This window comes from Saccharothrix sp. CB00851, assembly GCF_001905065.1.
Taxonomy (GTDB): domain Bacteria; phylum Actinomycetota; class Actinomycetes; order Mycobacteriales; family Pseudonocardiaceae; genus Actinosynnema.
Genome location: NZ_LWLC01000030.1, coordinates 1 through 17465 on the forward strand (window position 1 = coordinate 1; position 17465 = coordinate 17465).

Below are 17465 nucleotides of genomic sequence, written 5' to 3' on the forward strand. Positions count from 1 at the left end.
GGACACGCCGAGGAACGCATGATCACCCTGACCTTTCAAGATCTGTAGCGTTTTCGCTGGTCACGCGACCGAGCTGCAGGAGTCGCGACGCAGGACAACGGAGCTCGTTGGTACAGGCAGTCGACCAAGACAGCTTGTCCCAAGGAGCTCCGTTGCCCTCTCATTGTGTCCCGCCGCCTGCGCTGACGGCCATCACCCGCATGGTCACCGTGGCTGCGGGCCGGTTCGCTCCCGGGCACCTGGGGGAACTGACGCGGGTGGTCCCGTTCGATCTCGTGGACGCGGTCCTCGAGGAGACCGGGACGGTCCAGCGGCGGTTGCGCGACCTCCCGTCTCGGGTCGGTGTCTACTTCCTGTTGGCGATGTGCCTGTTTCCCGAGGTCGGCTACCGGCTGGTCTGGCAGAAACTGACCGGCGGACTGGCCGGTCTCGCGGTGGCCGATCCGTCCGCGAAAGCCTTGCGGGACCTGCGTCGCAGACTCGGCGGCGCGCCGATGCGCCACCTGTTCGAGCTGCTGTCCGGACCATTGGCCCAGCCCCGCACACCGGGCGTCCGGTTCGGGCCCTACCGCATGGTCTCCTTCGACGGCTGCAGCTCGATCAAGGTCCCCGACACCGCCCGCAACCGGGCCTGGCTCGATTCCCCGGGCAACGGCGGTTATCCCCTGGTGGAGCTGATGACACTGGTCGAGACCGGCACGAGGGCGTTGATCGGCGCGGTGTTCGGTCCCACTCGTGAGGGCGAGACCGACTACGCCAGACGCCTGTTGCACCTTCTCGCCCCGGACATGGTGGTGTTGTGGGACAAGGGTTTCGACAGCAACGCCTTCCTCGCCGACGTGCACGCCACCGGCGCGCGGATCCTGGGACGGCTGCGCGACAACCGGCGCATCCCCGTCCTGGCCCGTCTCGTCGACGGCTCCTACCTGTCCACGATCGGCGCCGTGCGGGTGCGGGTAGTCGACGCGCGGATCACCGTGACCGTGAAAGACGGGACCACGTTCACCGGCACCTATCGACTGGTCACGACCCTGACCGACGCCCGCCGACACCCCGCCGCCGCCCTGGTCGCCCTCTACCACCAGCGGTGGGAACACGAATCGGCGTACTACGCCCTGCGCCACACGATCACCGGCGGACGCGTCCTGCGCTCGGGCGACCCGGCCGGGCTCGAACAGGAGATGTGGTCCCTGCTCACGCTCTACCAACTCCTGCGCACCGTCATGGTCGACGCCGCGGAATCCCGACCCGGCACCGACCCGGACCGCTGCGGATTCACCACCGCCCTGCACGCCGCCCGCGACCAGCATGACCACGAGCTCGCTGCCATGGCCGGGCACCGTACGCAGGACCAGCGTGGTGGCATGGTCCGGTTCATCGAGCATCGTCTGCCCACGGCCCTGTTCGTTGACCGTCGCAACGCTGATCTCGGAGATCCACGCTCGCAGTCCTGGGGGGACCTCGACGGCGCGCTTGTCCACACCCATGGCGTCACAGTAGACGCGCCAGGCGCTGTAACACGTTCCGAAACTTCCAAGCCGCCGCAACGACCACCGTGACAGCGTCGCCGGCATGATCCTGATCACCGGCGCCAGTGGCACTGTCGGAAGCCACCTCCTGCACCAGTTGACCTCCCGGGGCGAGGCAGTCGAGCCATGACCCGCAATCCCGGTGCCGTGCGGGCCGAACCTGGCGTTGATCTCGTCCGGGCGGACTTCGACGATCCAGCCTCGCTGGCAGCGGCGGTGGCCGATGTGCGGGCGGTGTTCCTGCTCACCGCGCCCACCTCACCCACCCCGGCTCACGACCTGGCCATGCTGGAAACCGCCCGGTCAGCAGGAGTGACCACCGTCGTGAAGCTGTCCGCGATCGGCACCGGCGAGACGATCGGCGACAACCAGACGGTCGGAGCCTGGCATCTGCAGGCTGAGCAGGCCGTGCGGTCCGGCGGCATGGCCTGGACAGTGCTGCGGCCTTCCAGCTTCGCCTCGAACGTCCTGCGATTCGCGCACACGATCAACGCCGGGCATCCCGTCCCCAACACGACCGGCACAGCCACCCAGGGCGTCATCGACCCACGCGATGTGGCCGCCGTCGCCGCCGAGGCTCTGACCACACCAGGCCACGCCGGACGGACCTACACCCTGACCGGTCCGGAACTGCTCAGCGTCCCCGACCAGGCCGCCATCCTGGAATCCGTCCTGAACCGCCCCGTCACCACAGTCGACCTTCCCCTCGACATCGCCCGTGAGCAGATGTTGCAACATGGCACCGACCCGTCGGCCGTGGACGCCGCCATCACCGGAATGGCCTGGGCCCGAGCCGGACACAACGCCATCCTGACCCAGGACGTGCCCCGGATCCTGGGGCGCCCGGCCGCCACCTTCGCCACCTGGGTCCACGACCACCAGGACGCGTTCCGGCCAACCCCGTAAGCACCACCATCCCAGGACCTCAGGCGACGCGAACCTGCCGAAGGGGAACCTGCAGAATCAGGCTGCGGCGCACCGGCACCTGTTTCTGCCAAGGAAATGTCACAAGTCTGAGACTGATCTTGATGACACCGCAGTGAGACGACCAGGAAACCCCAGGTCACACAAGATCGACATGTCATGCGATTTGGGACCCTACAAGGACGCCCGTGACCGACCTGTGGACCTACCGCGCTCGCGGCACCGACCACACGGTGAGGACGTCGCTGCGGCTGTCGTGGGAGATCACCGGTGACCCGATCTCCTACGACTACACCCCCGACGAGATCGACGCCGTGGACCTCCTGCGCCTGTGGGTGGACCGGTGCCACCCGGACAACGGCAGCGAACGTTCGTTCGGACCCGGGATGATGTGTATCTCCTGGTTCGTCGACGGCCCGGAGGCGCACCACTTCGAAGCCGCCCCGTTCACCGCCGCGCCGCTCGGCGACGAGAACTTCCTGACCTTCTACACGTGGCCGGCGCACGTCGACACCGGAGAGCCGCTCAACTGGCTCACGTTGCCGGTGCGCGACAAGCTCTGGCACGACGGACAGGCCGACAAAGGCGGTTTCCTGCAAGAGGCAACGGGCTGGAAGCCCTCCCCCTGCAACCTGCGGTGTACCTGCCCGGTCTCCTTGCGGCCGTCCCCGACCTCCGCGACATCGCGATGCCATAGAACCGCACGGTGATCGCGTCACCCCGGACCGTCCGGAAGGAAGGTGGTCCGGGGGCGGCCACCGCTGCGACCCACTGCCTGTTGGCTCAGAGAGCCAGCAGATCACGGATCTGGCTGGACTGGGTCGCCTGCGCCACCTTCGCCAGGACGAAGGCGACTGCGTTGCGCACAGTGTCCGTCACGGTTCCTTTGGTCATCGGCTTTCACCCCTTTCGTCGTCACGTACATGTTCACCGACAGGCTGACTCCTGCGAAGGGCGGAGTCGGCAATACGACCGGCTAGTAGGTACATGGCGATGTGGGCGACCAGCATGCCTAGGTTGTCCGTGTCCACTGCTCCCGAGGCCAGGAACTCTGCTGCCTCTCTGAACCAACAGACCCCGGCGATCGTAACCGCTCGGCTGGCGAAGGTCACCGAGCCCCGCCGTTCGTGACGCACGGCGGGGGACCGGTGCGGTGGCGGCCTGGCAGGGCCAAGGTCTGCGGTCGTGACGTGGGACAGCGGTACGCGGCCGTGGATTCGTGGACTGGCGGACGAGACGCCGGTGTTGTGCTACTTCTGCGGGGAGCAGACGGCGATCGTGTCGATGGAGGACCGACTTGATGACACCGGCCGGGTGGAGTTGTACTGCCGCAACACCGACTGCGACGCCCGCGACATCACAGTCCTGGTAATGAGGGACGGAACCCGGGAGACCGCACAGCGCGCCGACGTCCGGGTGCTGCGGATGATCGACGATCCCAGCCGTCCGGGTCGCCTGCCCGCGCGCCGACGGGGTGTGCCGAGCGGTGAGGTGTCGGTGGAGATCGACCCGTTCGGCGATGAAGTGGTCGGCCGGCGCCGATCCCCAGGACCTATCGACGGTGTGGACGAGGTGGGTGCCGGCGCGCCGGACGCCTGACAGACGGGGGTTCTCGCCGGTCAACGGCCCTTGTCGAGCAGGTAGCGCAGGGTCTTCTGGGCAACCGGCGTGCCGTCGGGGCGGGTGACGGCGGCCGAGAGTTCGGCGATCATGCGCACCGGGACCGCGTTGCGGGCGGCGCCGTTCAGACGTGCCCGGGTGATCGCCGCGCGCAGCCTGCTGGCGTGGTGGTGGTCGCGGCGTTCGGCGGTGGTGAACTCGCACAGGGCGCGGTGGACGTCGGGATCGGAGAGCAGGATCAGGTCGTCGGTGGGGTCGACGAAATGATGGTCGTCGCGGTTGAAGTCGTGCGGGATGACTCCGCCGAGTTCTTCAAGCCGTTGGTTGGCCAGGTCCAGTTGGGCGATCCGCCGTTTGTTGCGGTCCAAGGGGCTACCGCGCCAGCGGTGGCTGCGGTCGTGGACGGCCTGGATCTGCTCGGGGGTCATCGGGTTGGCGGGCAGGTCGCGTTCCCCGTCGCCATAGACCTGCCGCATCCTGCCCGCCCACACGTCGAACGACACCGCCCGGACGATCGGAGTGGGGGGGATATGGGTCTTGACGCTGGCCAGGCTGTCGGGGTCGGCCTGGCGCCACTTGCGCAGCCGGCGCTGGATGAACTCGGCGAGTACGCCGCGGTGTTTGCCGTCGCCGGTGCCCGCGTGCCAGGGCACGGCGCGGGTGTCGTCGGGGTTGTACTCCATCGCACGGACGATCGCGTCGTTGCACCAGCCGGCCTCGTAGAGGGGCTTGACTTCCCTGGTCAGCTCCTGGAGTTCGCTGTACGGCCAGAGGGTGCGGCTGATCAGGGTCAGCACCGCGGCGCGGACCTGGTCGTCGTTGACCGGCACGACCTTGCCCGGCCACTCGCGGATGCGGTACATCCACGGTTGCAGCCGTCGACCCCGGAAGGACGGATCCTGCTCCAGACACTTGAGCAACTCCGCAGTGATGATTTTCGCGGCGGTCGAGCGTTCCGGCGGCAGCTGCTCCATCGCTCCTCCACGGCTGCGCGGATCGGTTCGCGCTGGTCACAACCTCTTGTCTGACGACGGCCCACTCTAGTGCCGGGACCAGGTGCTGGACGCAGACACCTCCGCTACGCTTGGTCTGTGTCGATGTCAGTGGCCAGTTCAACCTGCCCACTGACGGCCACTTCGCGGGGAGGTATCTGGCCGTGTCATCGCTACGCTCGGTGAGCTTGCCTGCCGGGCCGCCGGGCGGAACCGGATCAATGATCCCGAACCAGGCATCGGCGTGTGTCGCACTTCCGGGTGAAGTCTGCAGGGCTACCGCAGCTCAGACGTGGCAGGGTGCAGTGGGGTTGTCGAGTTGGTGTTGGGCACGTTCGGCGTCGGTGTCGCGGCCCAATCACCGCTACAACTCCAGTGCCTGCCTCCGAGCCGCGACACCGCCACCGAACGCGCCCAACACCAACTCGACAACCGACCCGGAACCGCAACTCCGACCCCAAGAACTACCCCGGTCCCGGACGGCAGGCGCTGGCATTCCCACACAGTGGCCCTGGCCGCACCGCCGCCAGGGCCACTGATCGACGCATCGACGGCCCCGCTGATCGACTCGCCGTCACAGCCAGTGGTGAAAACGCCGGTGATCGTGACGCCGACAGAGCCAGCACGGCCTACTGCCGCCGTGTCCCGCCCTTGCCCGCATCATCCTCCACCCCATCATCGCCAGCAGCCGCGACCATCCCTGACAGTCAGCGCTACCAGCGGGGCACTCGGCACTTCCACGGCCACACCAGGACCAGAGGTAACCGGCCCCGGACAGCCTACGGTTCTATTGATCTCCGCCACAGCCTCGATCACTCGGCGAACCGACGCCCCGGTCGACCTTGACCAAGGCGCCCCGGCTTCGACGTGGACGGCCAGCCTGCTCGCCTTCCTCATACAGCCGGCGACTCCGCTCGGCCAGATCGTCCGGTCAGTCAGGCTTCGGAAAGCCATTGATCTCGACCTGCGCTTTTCTCACTCGGTAGACCGTCGCCCCGGTCGCCTTGGTCAAGGAAGCCCGGCCTGGGCGCGGCTTTCCGGCCTTATCTGCCTCCTCATACAGTCGGCGGATCCGCTCGACCAGACCGGTCTCGCTAGCGGGTTCCTGTAGCCACTCGGACAGCGGCGACCGCCCGGTCAGGCCACCATTCGCCCGATCCGGCTCGGGCAGGGGCGACGAACCGTCTTCCGTGCCCGACGGGGCAGACGTCAGCGCCAGCGGGTGACGTTCACGGGTCAGCGCCTGCAATGCCGTCGCCACCTCGTCGATACTGGCTTTGACATAGACCTGGGTTACACCGTGCAGATTGGACTTCGGCATGGAATGCCCGGCGTACGTACGAGCCACCGCATAGCCGAAATTGCGCTCCACCCACGTCAATGTGGTGTGCCGCAGCCAGTGCGTGCTGATGCCCGCTACCCGCACACTTTCCACATACTTACCCACGCGCGCCCACAGCCATTGATAGTGGCCAGAGGTCAGCGGAGTGCCGTCGGCACGCCGCAGCACCTTGTCCTCATCGTCCCGGGCACCCCGGTCACGGGCATGGTGAAGCAGGTGCTCCATCAACGTCGGCGAAACAGGCTGCCATCGTTGCGTGTTCTTCTCCCGCAACCGAACAAGCAACTGATCGGGATCCAGATCACGCACCCGCAGCGCCACGGCACCGCCGGTGCGGGCCGCCGTCTCCAGGTGGAACCGCAGGAGCAAAGCGTCCAGCACCGGATCGAAGCCCGTGCTTCGGGCTGCGGCCAGGATGTCCGAAACCAGTTGCGGAGGCAGAGCATAGCGCCGCGAATGACCCTTGCCTGGCGTGCGAATCAGCCGCATCACGTTCTGCCGCACACTGATCAACTCGTGTTCCACCGCGTACCGGTACAACCACGACAACGTGCGATGCGCGTGCCGCACCGCCCCGTCGCCACCGACGCCAGACCTCCGCACCTGCGCAGTCTCCCGCGCATGCGCCAGAAACCTCCTCACCTCGTCGACGTCGACCTCGTCCAGACGGAGCGGCCCCCACAACGCCATCAGCTTGTTCACATAGGGGCGGTAGGTTCGCCGGGACCCCGCCGGCATCGCCTCGACCGCCTTCGGCACGAACTCAGCGAACGTCGGAATCCTCCGTGCAACCACAGCGGTGAGGAGGTCTTCCGGCGTCAGGTTCATTTGCTTCACCACCTGCAGAGCCACCAGCACGGCCTCGGGATCCGGACGGTCACCGCCGCCGGCGCCCCCGGTCGCCTCTACATCAGCCACCAGCCACCTCCGCACCGCGGTCCACTCCGACAACATCCGGTGTCCCAGACGACAGCGTCCGGGACACCGGCGGCCCTTCCTCGACCGAGCGGACATCGGTCACCATCCGCTCGGGGTCCGGCAGGAAGCGGTCCAGCGCCTCCTGACCGTGGATCACCAGCGCTGACAGCGACGGCACCGCCACCAGCAGTACCTGCTCCCGCTTGGCGAATCCACACCAGTGCAGGATCGGCGCCGGCACGGCGAGCATGGTCCGTTCGGTCAACGCGGACTCGCCGCGCGGATCACGGCAGACCACCAGGGTGCCGCTGCCGTGCACCTTGATCGACACCGGCATCCGGCTGTGCCACTCCAGAACACCGAACAAGAGTCGATCGCCGATCCGGCCCTTCTCGTCGAACGTGCGGATGGCGTGGCGGCGCGGATGCGGCACGCGGAGGACCGGCAGAGCACCGGGACCCGGCGCCTCGGTCCGTCGCAGGTCCAGTTCCCGCCGCCGCAGGAACCGACCGTCGCCGGCGAGGCCGCCATTGTCGGAATCCGGCACTGGGGGGTGAAGGTCCGGTGGGGGAGCCCCGGGTTCGGGGTGGCCGCCGAGCACGAGACTAGGGACAATCCGGTTACCCACGGTGACACCCCTCGGGGGTGAAGTCCCACGGGGGAGAGACCGGCGGCGCCGGTCGAGACGCGTTTCGGGTGGGCTGCTGTGCCGTGGGAACCGGTGGGATGAATCCCACGTCTGCGTGTCGGATATCTCGATCTACACCGACAACAGCCAGTCCTACCCGAAGCCGCCTGCCGACGTGCTGCTCGCGCAGGCCTACCGGTACCGGGACTTCTTCGAGCTGTACAAGAAGTACTCGCGGCACATCAGCTCGGTGACGGTGTGGGGCCTGGCGGACGACAACACCTGGCTGGACAGCTTCCCGGTCACCCGCAAGGACCACCCGCTGCTGTTCGACACCCGACTGCAGGCCAAGGGCGCGTACTGGGGCGTGGTGGACCCGAGCCGGATCACGACCACCACGACCACCACTACGACGACGACAACCACCACCACCACAACGACCACCACGACCACGACGACGACGTCCATGACGATGCCGCCGGTGTTGTGCACGGTCGAGTACAAGGTCGGCAGCCAGTGGCAGGGCGGGTTCCAGGCCGAGGTCCGGATCACCAACCGGACCACCAGGCCCGTCGACGCGTGGACGCTGGCCTGGTCGTTCCCGGACGGTCAGCGGATCACCCAGCTGTGGAACGGCGTCCACACCCAAGAGGGCCCGGCGGTGAGCGTCAAGCACGCGGGCTGGAACAGCATGCTGCCGGTGAACGGCTCGGTGTCGTTCGGGTTCCTCGGCAGCTGGACCGGGTCCAACAACAAGCCGTCCTCGTTCACGCTGAACGGGACCCGCTGCGTGACCTGACGCGTCAGTCCTCGGTCACCCGGTAGTACCTGATGGGGGTGTAGGCGCTCGCCGTCTGCGCCGTCCACTTCCGCTCCACCGGTGGCGCGCCGTCGGGGCCGGTCTGCTCGCGCACGACCGGCTCCGACTTCGCGTCGTCGGCCCAGCGCACGAACAGCGCGGCGTGGTACGGAGCGAGGAGGGCGTCACCGGGGAGCAGGTCGGCGCGGGGGATCTCGGCGGCCACGTCGCGCAGCGTGGTCGTGGTGCGGGAGTGGGTCAGGCCCCACGCCATCGAGACGTAGCCGGAGCAGTCGGTGCGGTAGCTGCCGTACACGTTCTCGTGACACGCCTGCTGGCTGTACGGCACCTGCGCGTCCAACCAGGACTGCGAGCGGACCAGCGTTTCGCTGCGCGAGGTCACGCGGTCCTCCGCGGTCGTGCCGCAGGCGATCACCACGCCCGGGTCGTCGGCCGCGTGCGCGACCGGCGCCTGGAACGCGGCCGTGCACGCGAGTGCGGCGATCAGGGTGCGCGTCTTCATCGAACCCCCTCGGGTCGCGGTGTCCCGCCGCCTCGCGCGGCGGAGTGGCACCAACGGGGTTCCCGGCGTCCGGCGCACCAGCGCCGGACCACCCGGCCGGGTGGTCCGTCACGCGCGCGGTTTCACCCGGAGGGGCGAGGGTAGTCGGGCGGTGATCGCAGCGGACGTGGGAGGGGACCGGCATGCGCGTCGTCATCGTCGTGGCCGTGCTGTGCGCCGCGGTGGCGTGCGGCGAGGAGCTCGGACCGGGTGACGCCCGGTCGTCCACGGACGAGGTGAGCACCCGGGAGATCGGCGTGCTGGCACCGCCCGAGGCGGCGGACGCGGCGTTCACCTACGACCAGGAGGCCGCGCCCGCCGGTGCCGAGCTGCAACTGGAGGTGATCGAGGGCGACGGCGCGACGACCGTGCGGCTGTCCGCCGAGCTGCTCCAGCCCGATCGCGGTTACGCAATCCACGCGCACACCGACCCGTGCGGCCGCAACGGCATCGACGCCGGTCCCCACTACCAGCACGAGGTCGACCCCGCCGCGACGCCCGAGCGGCCGTCGGTCGACCCGGCCTACGCCAACCCGCAGAACGAGATCTGGCTGGAGCTGACCACCGACGGACAGGGCAACGGCCTGGCCGAGACCACCGTGCCGTTCACGTTCGACGACCGCGTGCCCGCCTCGATCGTGCTGCACGAACAGCCGACCACCGAGACCGCGCACGGCCGGGCGGGCAGCGCCGGCGCCCGCCTCGCCTGCTTCACCGCCCCGTTCCGCTGACGGCTCAGTCGACCGCGGTGGTCTTCGGCGAGCTGTAGACGACGTCGACGTACTCGCGGTGCCGCTCGATGTAGCCCTTGATGAACGGGCACAGCGGCAGCACGGGCAACTCCCACGCCCGCGCCTGGTCGAGCGCGGCGCGGGCCAGGGCGCTGCCCACGCCCTTGCCCTCGAACGCCGGGTCGACCTCCGTGTGGGTGAACACGATCAGGTCGGGCGTGCGGATGTACACCGCCTTGCCGGCGGGCGTGCCGTCGACCAAGGCCGCGAAGTGCTTCTCCGCGGGAACGTCGTGCACCTCGATGGCCATGGCGCGATCCTCGCACAGCCCACCGCTCACCGTTCCCCCAGCACCACCGCCCAGTCACCGCTGGTGCGCTCGGCGACGACCGTGATCTCCACGGTGGCGCCCACCTCGGCCTTCGCACCGGAATCCTTCTCCCACAAGTCCTGCGGCAGGGACGACCCGGTGGTGGCTTCGTAGGTCCACTTCACGTAGTCGAACACCCGGACGCCGTCGACCAGCACCTGGATGCGGCCGGGGGTGTTGGCCGCGACCTGGATCCGGACCGGTCGGTCCGGCAGGTCCAGGGTGGTCCGCCACGTGCCGTTCGGCCGGTCCCGTTCGGCCCGCCGCAGGTCGATCCTCGTGGCCGGTGCGCCCAGCAGCGGGTCGACGGGCGACAACGACTCCGGCCGGGGCGGGAACCGGTAGTCCTCCACCGGCACCACCTCGCCGACGGCAAGGGCGAACGTCGTGCCGGCCGGGATCGGCCCCGGCGTCCGCCGGGTGCCGTCCGATTCGCCGACCGTGATGCCGAGCGTCACCGGTGAGCCGACCGGGAAGCTCTCCGTGGTCCAGCTCACCACCCCGTCGGCCGGCTGCCGGCCGCAGGTGGTCCCGAACGCGGAGCGGCCGTTGACGGTCACGCGGTAGGCCGATGGCCTCGGCGAACAGCTGCCGCTGGATGCCCTGGGCGTCGCTGACCTGCCTGCGTGCCACGCTGAGCACCAGGTCGCCGTCGCGCAGCCCCGCCCGTTCGGCCGGACCGCCGGGCACGACCTGCACCAGCCGCACGCCCGCGCGTTGGCCGGTGCGCTCGGCGACGGCGTCCGGCAGGGGCGCGGGCGCGCCGACCACGCCCAGGTACGCCCGTCGCACCCGGCCCTCGACCATCAGCGTCGACAGGATCCGCCGCGTGGTGCTGTTCATCGGGATCGCCAGCCCCAGGCCGATGCCCGCCAGCGTGGTGTTGATGCCGACCACCTCGCCGGTGGAGTTCGCCAGCGCGCCGCCGGAGTTGCCCGGGTTGAGCGCCGCGTCGGTCTGGATCACGTCCTCGATCACCCGCCCCACTCGGCCGTTGCTCACCGGCACGGCGCGGCCCAGCGCGCTGACCACACCGGCGGTCACGGAGCCGGCCAGGCCCAACGGGTTGCCGACGGCGATGACGAGCTGGCCGACCTGCAGGCGGTCGGCGTCGCCGAACTTCGCCGCGCCCGGCGCGTCCGCCGACGCCTTGAGCACCGCCAGGTCGGCCAGGGGATCGGTGCCGACGACGGTGAACGGCGACTCGGCGCCGTCGGCGAACACCGCCGTGCCCTCCCGGCTGCCGCCGACGACGTGCGCGTTGGTCAACAGGAAGCCGTCGTCGGTGAACACGACCGCCGACCCCGCGCCGCGCGGCATCCGCACGCCGGCCACGTGCGGCGTGACCGACTTCGCCACCGCGATCACGGCCTGCGAGTACGCGTCCAGCGGGTCCATGGGCGCCTCCCGATCACACGACCACACCCCAATCGTGCTCTTCGGGGAGCCGTGCTGTCCGGGGCGTTCGCCGACAGCGCACCCGCCCCGGACAGCCGTGGCTCAGCGGTCGAGCAGCATCGCCAGGTCGACCGCGTTCGCCATGGCTTCCGTGCCCGCGTCGTTCGGGTGCAGGTGGTCGCCGCTGTCGTAGGCCGGGTTCAACGTGGCCGGGTCGCCGGGCACCGCGGTCGCGGCGGCGAAGTCGATCACGCCGTCGAACTCGCCGGAGGTGCGGATCCAGTCGTTGAGCGTCCGCCAGGTCGCCTCGCGCTCCTCGGTCCAGATGAACGACCCCTTGAACGGCAGGATCGTGCCGCCGTAGACCTTCACGCCCTTGGCGCGCGCTTGCGCGATCACGTCGCGGTGCCCGGCGATCAGGTCCTCGGCCGACGCGCTGTAGCCGATGTCGTTGACCGCCTCCAGCAGGATCATCGCCTTGACCCCGGTCTGCGACAGCACGTCCCGCCGCACCCGCGTCACGCCCGCCACGCCCCAGAACGGCTCGTCGCGGTCGGCGATGAGGCGGTTGCCGCCCAGGCCCGCGTTCACCACGGACAGCGTGCGGCCCGGCACCGCGTTCAGCCGCCTGGCCAGGAAGTCGGGCCAGCGGCGGTTGGCGTTGCCGGTCGTGTTGGCGGTGTCGGTGATCGAGTCGCCGAACGCCACCACCGTGCCCGCGACCCGCTTGGCGGGCGCGACGTCCACGCCGTTGACGACCATCCAGCACGGGGTGTCGGAGAACCCGCCGGACAGCACCCCGGTCCGGTCACCGGCGGCCAGGTAGTTGCCCTGCGCGGTGAACGGGTGGTTGGTCAGCGGACCGGTGGCCTCCGGCACGTACGCGCTCACCAGCAGCGTGGACAGCGCCTCGACGTCCAGCCGGACCGGGTCGCTGAACAGCTCCCGGCCGGGCGGCACCGTGACGGACCGCCTGCCCTGGAACGTCAACGCCCGCACCGTGCCCGGCACCGCCGCGTCGCCCGAGGCCTGCACCGCGACCGTCGCCCGACCCACCCGCAACGGCGTGCCACCGAACGCGTTGGTCACCCGCACCCGCACCGACTCGCCGCCCGCGCTGAGGAACACCACGTTGCGCACGGTCTGGTCGCGCAGCCCTTCGCCCGCCGGGCAGTCGCTCCACGGGATCTCGCTGCCGACCACGGGACTCGCCGCCCAGCCGGCCACCCAGGGCTTGCCGTGCGCGGTCGCGGTCGGCTGGATCACCGCCGTCGCCACGAGCGCGGCGATCACGGCCAGTGTCCCCACGTTCCTTGCCATGAAGGTCTCCCAACGCCAGTCGTCTGTGATGGCGTCGCCGACGGTGGCAGTGGTCAAATTAACCGGTCAAGCACACCACGACGAGCGGCGTGATAGTTGCGATGAGTGGCCTGTGCTTACGCGTTAAGCAGGGGTGCGGGTGGTGGGACAACATCTACCTCGACGCCGTCGGCTCGGGCGACGCGACCACCGGCCTCGACCGCGGCTCGGTGACCCTGCCGGTCGCGCTCGAACCGGGCAGGTCCTACGGCTACTTCGTCGAGATCACCGACGGCAACGTGCAGCGCGACGCCAACATCTGCGTGTTCCAGCCGCACCAGTTCTTCACCGCGCCGGCCTGAGACCCCGCTTCGGGTGCGCACCGGCTGACCGCGACCCCCCGGTGCACGGTCAGTCGGTGCGCGCGGGCGTTCAGGCGTGGTCGGGCAGGGTGCGGGCCACGTCGTGCGGCGACGGCATGGCGGCCACCTCCTCGGCGATCTCGCGCGCCGCGCTCCGCACGGCCTCGTCGGCGAGCAGGTGCCGCGCCCGGTCGGTGATCGCCTCGGCGGTCACGTCGTCGCCGAGCAACCGGTCGCCCAGCCCGGCCTCGGCCACCGCTTCGGCGTTGCTGAACTGGTCGGCGCCCTGCGGCAGGACCAGCTGCGGCACGCCCGCGCCGAACGTGCCCAGCGTCGTGCCGCTGCCGCCGTGGTGCACGACGAGGTCCACGTGCGGCAGCAGGTCGGCCTGCGGCACCCACTCCAGCACCACGACGTTGTCCGGCAGCTCGCCGATCGCGTCGGCGTCGACGGTGGGTCCGGCGGCCACGAGCACCTTGGCGTCCACCGCGGCCAGGCCGTCGATGGCCGTGCGCAGCACGCCCACCTCGCCGAACGCCGTGCCCAACGTCAGGTACACCAGCGGTTCCCGGTGGTCGAACACCCACCGCGGCAGCTCGCCCGGCTCGGCGAACGGCACCGGCCGCAGCAGGATCCGGTCCGGCGCCTCGGCCAGGAACGCCGGCTCCTGCACCGACGGCGGGCAGATGTCCAGGTACGGGTTGCCCAACGTCATCACGTCGCGGTCGGGCAGCTCGACGCCGAGGTCCGCCGCGACTGCCCGCAGGTGCCCCTGCGCGACGTCGGTGAGTTCGTTGGCCCGCCACATCCGCCCGAACGAGTGGCACAGCGCGGGCACGCCGGCGACCTTCGCGGCCAGGCCCGCGCCGGGGTTCCCGAACTCGTGCACGACCAGGTCGGGCTTGCGGTCGGCGATGACCGATGACACGTCCGCGGCGAAGTGGCGCGGCAGCACCGAACCGAAGACGAAGGAGATGACCTCGGGCCCGACGTCCTGCGGCCGCCCCAGGTCGGCACCCGCCTCCGCGGCCGCCGCGCGCATGTCCAGTCCTCCGGCGACGTGCTCGACGCCGTGCGCGGCCAAGGCCTTCGCGAACGCTTCGCCGGTGACGTAGGTGACGTCGTGGCCCAGCTCGCGGGCGGCGATCGCGAGCGGCAGCAAGGGATAGGTGTGTCCGTGTGAGCCGAGGCTCGAGAAGAGGATTCGCACTGGTTCGAGCGTAGCGAGACTTTTTCTACGGCGGGTGAATTTCGTCCGTTCGGGGCGTTTCCGGCGACGAGGCGAAGATCACTCCGGTGGCGCCAGGCCCGCCCGCACGGCCACCGTGGCGTCGATGCTCGCGCTCAGGAACCGGGCGACGACCTCCTTGTCGGCGTCGCTGAACCGCTCCCACGCCTGGGTGAACGCGCCGTCGAGCGGCTGGAAGAAGTGCCGGCCCAGCTCCAGCGCCTTCTCCGACGTGCGCAGCTCGACCTTGCGCCGGTCGTGCGGGTTGCGGGCGCGTTCGACGTGCCCGGACGCCTCCAACCGGTCGAGCACGGACGTGGTCGCGGACGCGCTCAGGTGCAGTGCCTCGGCCAGCCTGGAGGGGGACATCGGCTCGCCGCTCCACCGCGCGTCCATGATCACCGCGAGCGCGTTGAGGTCCGTGCGGTGCATCCGCTGCTTCTGGCCGAAGAGCTCCGCGAAGCGGTCGGTTTCGACCGTCAGCTGCCGGAGCAACCTGACCAGGGTCGAGTTGTCGGCCATGCGCCCTCCCGATTAGTGTTTCGACCGTCGAACTATTGGACCGTCGAACTAAGTGACCTCGGAGGTCATTCTCCCGTGCACGCGACCCGCTCCCGCACCCGCTGGTTGTTGCCCGCCCTCGTGGCGGTCGCGTGGCTCGCGCTCGGCGGCTTCTCCGGCCCGTTCGCGGGCAAGCTGAGCGAGGTCGCGGTCAACGACAGCACCGCGTTCCTGCCCGCGTCGGCCGAGGCGACGGAGGTGTCCGAGCGGGTCAAGGCGTTCGGTGACGCGCGCGGCCTGCCCGCGATCGTGGTGGCCGAACGCGCCTCCGGCCTCACCCCGGCGGACCGCGAGTACCTGGGCGGCCGCGGGTTCGCGGGTGAGGCGTCACCGGTGATCCCGTCGCCGCGCGACGACCAGGCCGCGCAGGTCGTGGTCGCGGTCGACCCGGCCGATCCGGCGGGGGCGGTGGAGGCCATCCGGGAGAAGGTGGCCGACCCGCCCGAGGGGCTCACCGTGCTCGTGACCGGTCCGGCCGCGCAGGTCGCCGATCTGAAGGAGGCGTTCAGCGGCATCGACGGCCTGCTGCTCCTGGTCGCCGGCGCGGTCGTGGCGCTGATCCTCGTGCTCGTCTACCGCAGCCCGCTGCTGCCGCTGGTGGTGCTGCTGTCCGGGGTGTTCGCGCTCGGGCTGGCCAGCCTCGCCGTGTACCTGCTCGCGGACGGCGACGTGATCGACCTCAACGGCCAGAGCCAGGGCATCCTGTTCATCCTCGTGTTCGGCGCGGCCACGGACTACGCGTTGCTGCTGGTGTCGCGGTTCCGCGAGGAGCTGCGCGACACCGAGGACCGCTTCCGGGCGATGCGGGTGGCGTGGCGGGCCACGATCGAGCCGATCGCCGCGTCCGCGGGCACGGTCGTGCTCGGCGTGCTGTGCCTGCTGTTCAGCGACCTCAACTCGAACAAGGGCCTCGGTCCGGTGGCCGCGATCGGGATCGGCGCGGCGCTGCTGGCCTCGGTGACGTTCCTGCCCGCGGTGCTGGTGCTGCTCGGCCGGTCGGCGTTCTGGCCGCTGCGCCCGAAGCTCGGCTCGCCGCACCCGGAGGCGAGCGGGCTGTGGGCGCGGGTCGCCGGGCTGGTCTCCGCCCGACCGCGGGCCACGTGGGTGGTGACCACGCTGGTGCTGCTGGTGGGCGTGGCGTTCCTGCCGCAGCTCAAGGCGTCCGGCACGGCCCAGTCGGACGTGTTCCTCACCGAGGTCGACTCGGTGGCCGGGCAGGAGGTGCTGTCGCGGCACTTCCCCGGCGGCAGCGGCGCGCCGACCGTCGTGCTCGCGCGTGCCGGGCAGGCGGAGGCGGTGGCCGGGGCGGCGGACGTGGAGGGTGTGTCGGAGGTGCGGCCGGCCGGTGAGGCGTCGGGGCTGGTGCGGCTGGACGTCGTGCTGGAGGACCCGGCGGACTCCGAGGCGGCGCTGGCGACCGTGCAACGGCTGCGTGACGCCGTGCGGGCGGTGCCGGACGCCGAGGCCAAGGTCGGCGGGCCCACCGCCACCCAGCTGGACACGCAGGCCACGTCCGAGCGCGACCGGCTGGTGATCATCCCGATCGTGCTGCTGGTGATCTTCCTGGTGCTGGCGCTGCTGCTGCGGTCGCTGCTGGCGCCGTTGCTGCTGATCGCCACGGTGGTGCTGTCGTTCGCCGCGACCATGGGCGTGGCGGCGCTGGTGTTCAACGGGATCCTCGACTTCCCGGGCGCCGACCCGGTGGTGCCGCTGTTCGGGTTCGTGTTCCTGGTGGCGTTGGGGATCGACTACAACATCTTCCTGATGACGCGGGTGCGCGAGGAGTCCGGGGCGCTGGGCACGCGGGCCGGGGTGCTGCGCGGGTTGACCATCACGGGCGGAGTCATCACGTCGGCGGGGGTGGTGCTCGCGGCGACGTTCTCGGCGTTGGCGGTGCTGCCCATCCTGTTCCTGGCGCAGATCGCGTTCATCGTGGCGTTCGGGGTGCTGCTGGACACGTTCGTGGTGCGGTCGTTGCTGGTGCCGGCGCTGGGGGTGGACGTGGGCAGGCGCATCTGGTGGCCGTCGCGCCTGGCCCGATCCGAGAACGGTCGGTGACCGAGCCGGCGCGGGCCGTCGTCAAGGCCCGATTCCCGGTTTTTCCGGCACGAAATCGGGGGTTTCCGGGCATGGCGCTCGGCCGGATCGTGAAGTAGAAATAGCCAACTCCACACCGCCAACGCCGGACCGCACCGAACCCGA

General features: G+C 70.2%; 18 protein-coding genes and 1 pseudogene. 9 read left to right on the forward strand and 10 right to left on the reverse strand.

Translation table 11 applies throughout. The features are described 5' to 3' along the window. Window positions 1–107 precede the first annotated feature (107 nt). The 5 genes from A6A25_RS26980 (at window position 108) to A6A25_RS26995 (ending at window position 4052) form a co-directional block, all read left to right on the forward strand. Window positions 108–1559 (forward strand): IS4 family transposase, encoded by a 1452-nt coding sequence (locus tag A6A25_RS26980; RefSeq protein ID WP_143193444.1) that lies wholly within the window; start codon window positions 108–110, stop codon window positions 1557–1559. A 13-nt stretch (window positions 1560–1572) separates the two neighbouring features. Continuing rightward, window positions 1573–1659: an NAD-dependent epimerase/dehydratase family protein gene (locus A6A25_RS46685; protein ID WP_338013234.1), complete on the forward strand. Its 87-nt coding sequence runs from the start codon at window positions 1573–1575 to the stop codon at window positions 1657–1659. Then, entirely contained in the window at window positions 1656–2435 is a 780-nt protein-coding gene (locus A6A25_RS26985) for an NAD(P)H-binding protein (protein WP_073894797.1), read from the forward strand. Before A6A25_RS46685 ends, A6A25_RS26985 begins: the two co-directional genes overlap by 4 nt. 206 nt (window positions 2436–2641) lie before the next feature. After that, window positions 2642–3163, forward strand: a complete 522-nt coding sequence (locus A6A25_RS26990) for a hypothetical protein (RefSeq protein ID WP_073894800.1) — start codon at window positions 2642–2644, stop codon at window positions 3161–3163. Window positions 3164–3638: 475 nt separating this feature from the next. Continuing rightward, complete coding sequence (locus tag A6A25_RS26995) at window positions 3639–4052, forward strand: hypothetical protein (protein WP_073894803.1); 414 nt, start codon at window positions 3639–3641, stop codon at window positions 4050–4052. 20 nt (window positions 4053–4072) lie between these two features. Here A6A25_RS26995 and A6A25_RS27000 read toward each other — a convergent pair whose 3' ends face one another. The 3 genes from A6A25_RS27000 to A6A25_RS27010 form a co-directional block, all read right to left on the reverse strand. Further along, the gene (locus A6A25_RS27000; RefSeq protein WP_073894806.1) at window positions 4073–5047 is read right to left on the reverse strand and encodes a hypothetical protein; all 975 of its coding nucleotides are present in this window, start codon (window positions 5045–5047) and stop codon (window positions 4073–4075) included. Between the two features lie 949 nt (window positions 5048–5996). Further along, a complete protein-coding gene (locus A6A25_RS27005) occupies window positions 5997–7325 on the reverse strand; it encodes a tyrosine-type recombinase/integrase (RefSeq protein ID WP_241828937.1) in 1329 nt (442 codons plus the stop codon). Further along, window positions 7318–7872, reverse strand: a complete 555-nt coding sequence (locus A6A25_RS27010) for a hypothetical protein (protein ID WP_073894812.1) — start codon at window positions 7870–7872, stop codon at window positions 7318–7320. The genes A6A25_RS27005 and A6A25_RS27010 overlap by 8 nt, the downstream gene beginning before the upstream one ends. Window positions 7873–8068: 196 nt before the next feature. On the opposite strand from A6A25_RS27010, the gene A6A25_RS27015 reads away from it, so the two are divergent. Next, window positions 8069–8752 carry a cellulose binding domain-containing protein gene (locus A6A25_RS27015; protein ID WP_073894815.1) on the forward strand — a complete coding sequence of 228 codons (684 nt, stop codon included), beginning with the start codon at window positions 8069–8071 and terminating at the stop codon, window positions 8750–8752. Between the two features lie 4 nt (window positions 8753–8756). Here A6A25_RS27015 and A6A25_RS27020 read toward each other — a convergent pair whose 3' ends face one another. Beyond that, window positions 8757–9275 (reverse strand): hypothetical protein, encoded by a 519-nt coding sequence (locus A6A25_RS27020; RefSeq protein WP_073894818.1) that lies wholly within the window; start codon window positions 9273–9275, stop codon window positions 8757–8759. 182 nt (window positions 9276–9457) lie between these two features. Here A6A25_RS27020 and A6A25_RS27025 point away from each other — a divergent pair, with 182 nt between their 5' ends. Next, entirely contained in the window at window positions 9458–10045 is a 588-nt protein-coding gene (locus A6A25_RS27025; protein ID WP_073894820.1) for a hypothetical protein, read from the forward strand. Window positions 10046–10049: 4 nt separating this feature from the next. Here the strand turns inward: A6A25_RS27025 and A6A25_RS27030 are convergent, their stop codons facing one another. The 4 genes and pseudogenes from A6A25_RS27030 to A6A25_RS27040 all read right to left on the reverse strand — a co-directional run bounded on the left by A6A25_RS27030 (window position 10050) and on the right by A6A25_RS27040 (window position 13133). Further along, window positions 10050–10355 (reverse strand): GNAT family N-acetyltransferase, encoded by a 306-nt coding sequence (locus tag A6A25_RS27030; protein WP_073894823.1) that lies wholly within the window; start codon window positions 10353–10355, stop codon window positions 10050–10052. Window positions 10356–10381: 26 nt separating this feature from the next. Beyond that, window positions 10382–10975 (reverse strand): hypothetical protein, encoded by a 594-nt coding sequence (locus tag A6A25_RS45815; RefSeq protein ID WP_241828945.1) that lies wholly within the window; start codon window positions 10973–10975, stop codon window positions 10382–10384. Between the two features lie 7 nt (window positions 10976–10982). Next, window positions 10983–11813, reverse strand: a pseudogene (locus A6A25_RS45820) (S1C family serine protease); the annotation flags it as partial. A 102-nt stretch (window positions 11814–11915) separates the two neighbouring features. Continuing rightward, window positions 11916–13133 (reverse strand): SGNH/GDSL hydrolase family protein, encoded by a 1218-nt coding sequence (locus tag A6A25_RS27040; protein WP_073894958.1) that lies wholly within the window; start codon window positions 13131–13133, stop codon window positions 11916–11918. Window positions 13134–13234: 101 nt separating this feature from the next. On the opposite strand from A6A25_RS27040, the gene A6A25_RS27045 reads away from it, so the two are divergent. Beyond that, a complete protein-coding gene (locus A6A25_RS27045) occupies window positions 13235–13474 on the forward strand; it encodes a hypothetical protein (RefSeq protein ID WP_073894825.1) in 240 nt (79 codons plus the stop codon). 70 nt (window positions 13475–13544) lie between these two features. On the opposite strand, the gene A6A25_RS27050 is transcribed toward A6A25_RS27045, so the two are convergent. Continuing rightward, on the reverse strand, window positions 13545–14684 hold the full coding sequence (locus tag A6A25_RS27050; RefSeq protein WP_073894827.1) for a glycosyltransferase: 1140 nt from the start codon (window positions 14682–14684) through the stop codon (window positions 13545–13547). Window positions 14685–14762: 78 nt separating this feature from the next. After that, on the reverse strand, window positions 14763–15224 hold the full coding sequence (locus A6A25_RS27055) for a MarR family winged helix-turn-helix transcriptional regulator (protein ID WP_073894830.1): 462 nt from the start codon (window positions 15222–15224) through the stop codon (window positions 14763–14765). Between the two features lie 75 nt (window positions 15225–15299). Between A6A25_RS27055 and A6A25_RS27060 the strand changes: the two genes are divergently transcribed. Beyond that, window positions 15300–17321, forward strand: a complete 2022-nt coding sequence (locus A6A25_RS27060; RefSeq protein WP_073894832.1) for an MMPL family transporter — start codon at window positions 15300–15302, stop codon at window positions 17319–17321. Window positions 17322–17465: the final 144 nt, after the last annotated feature.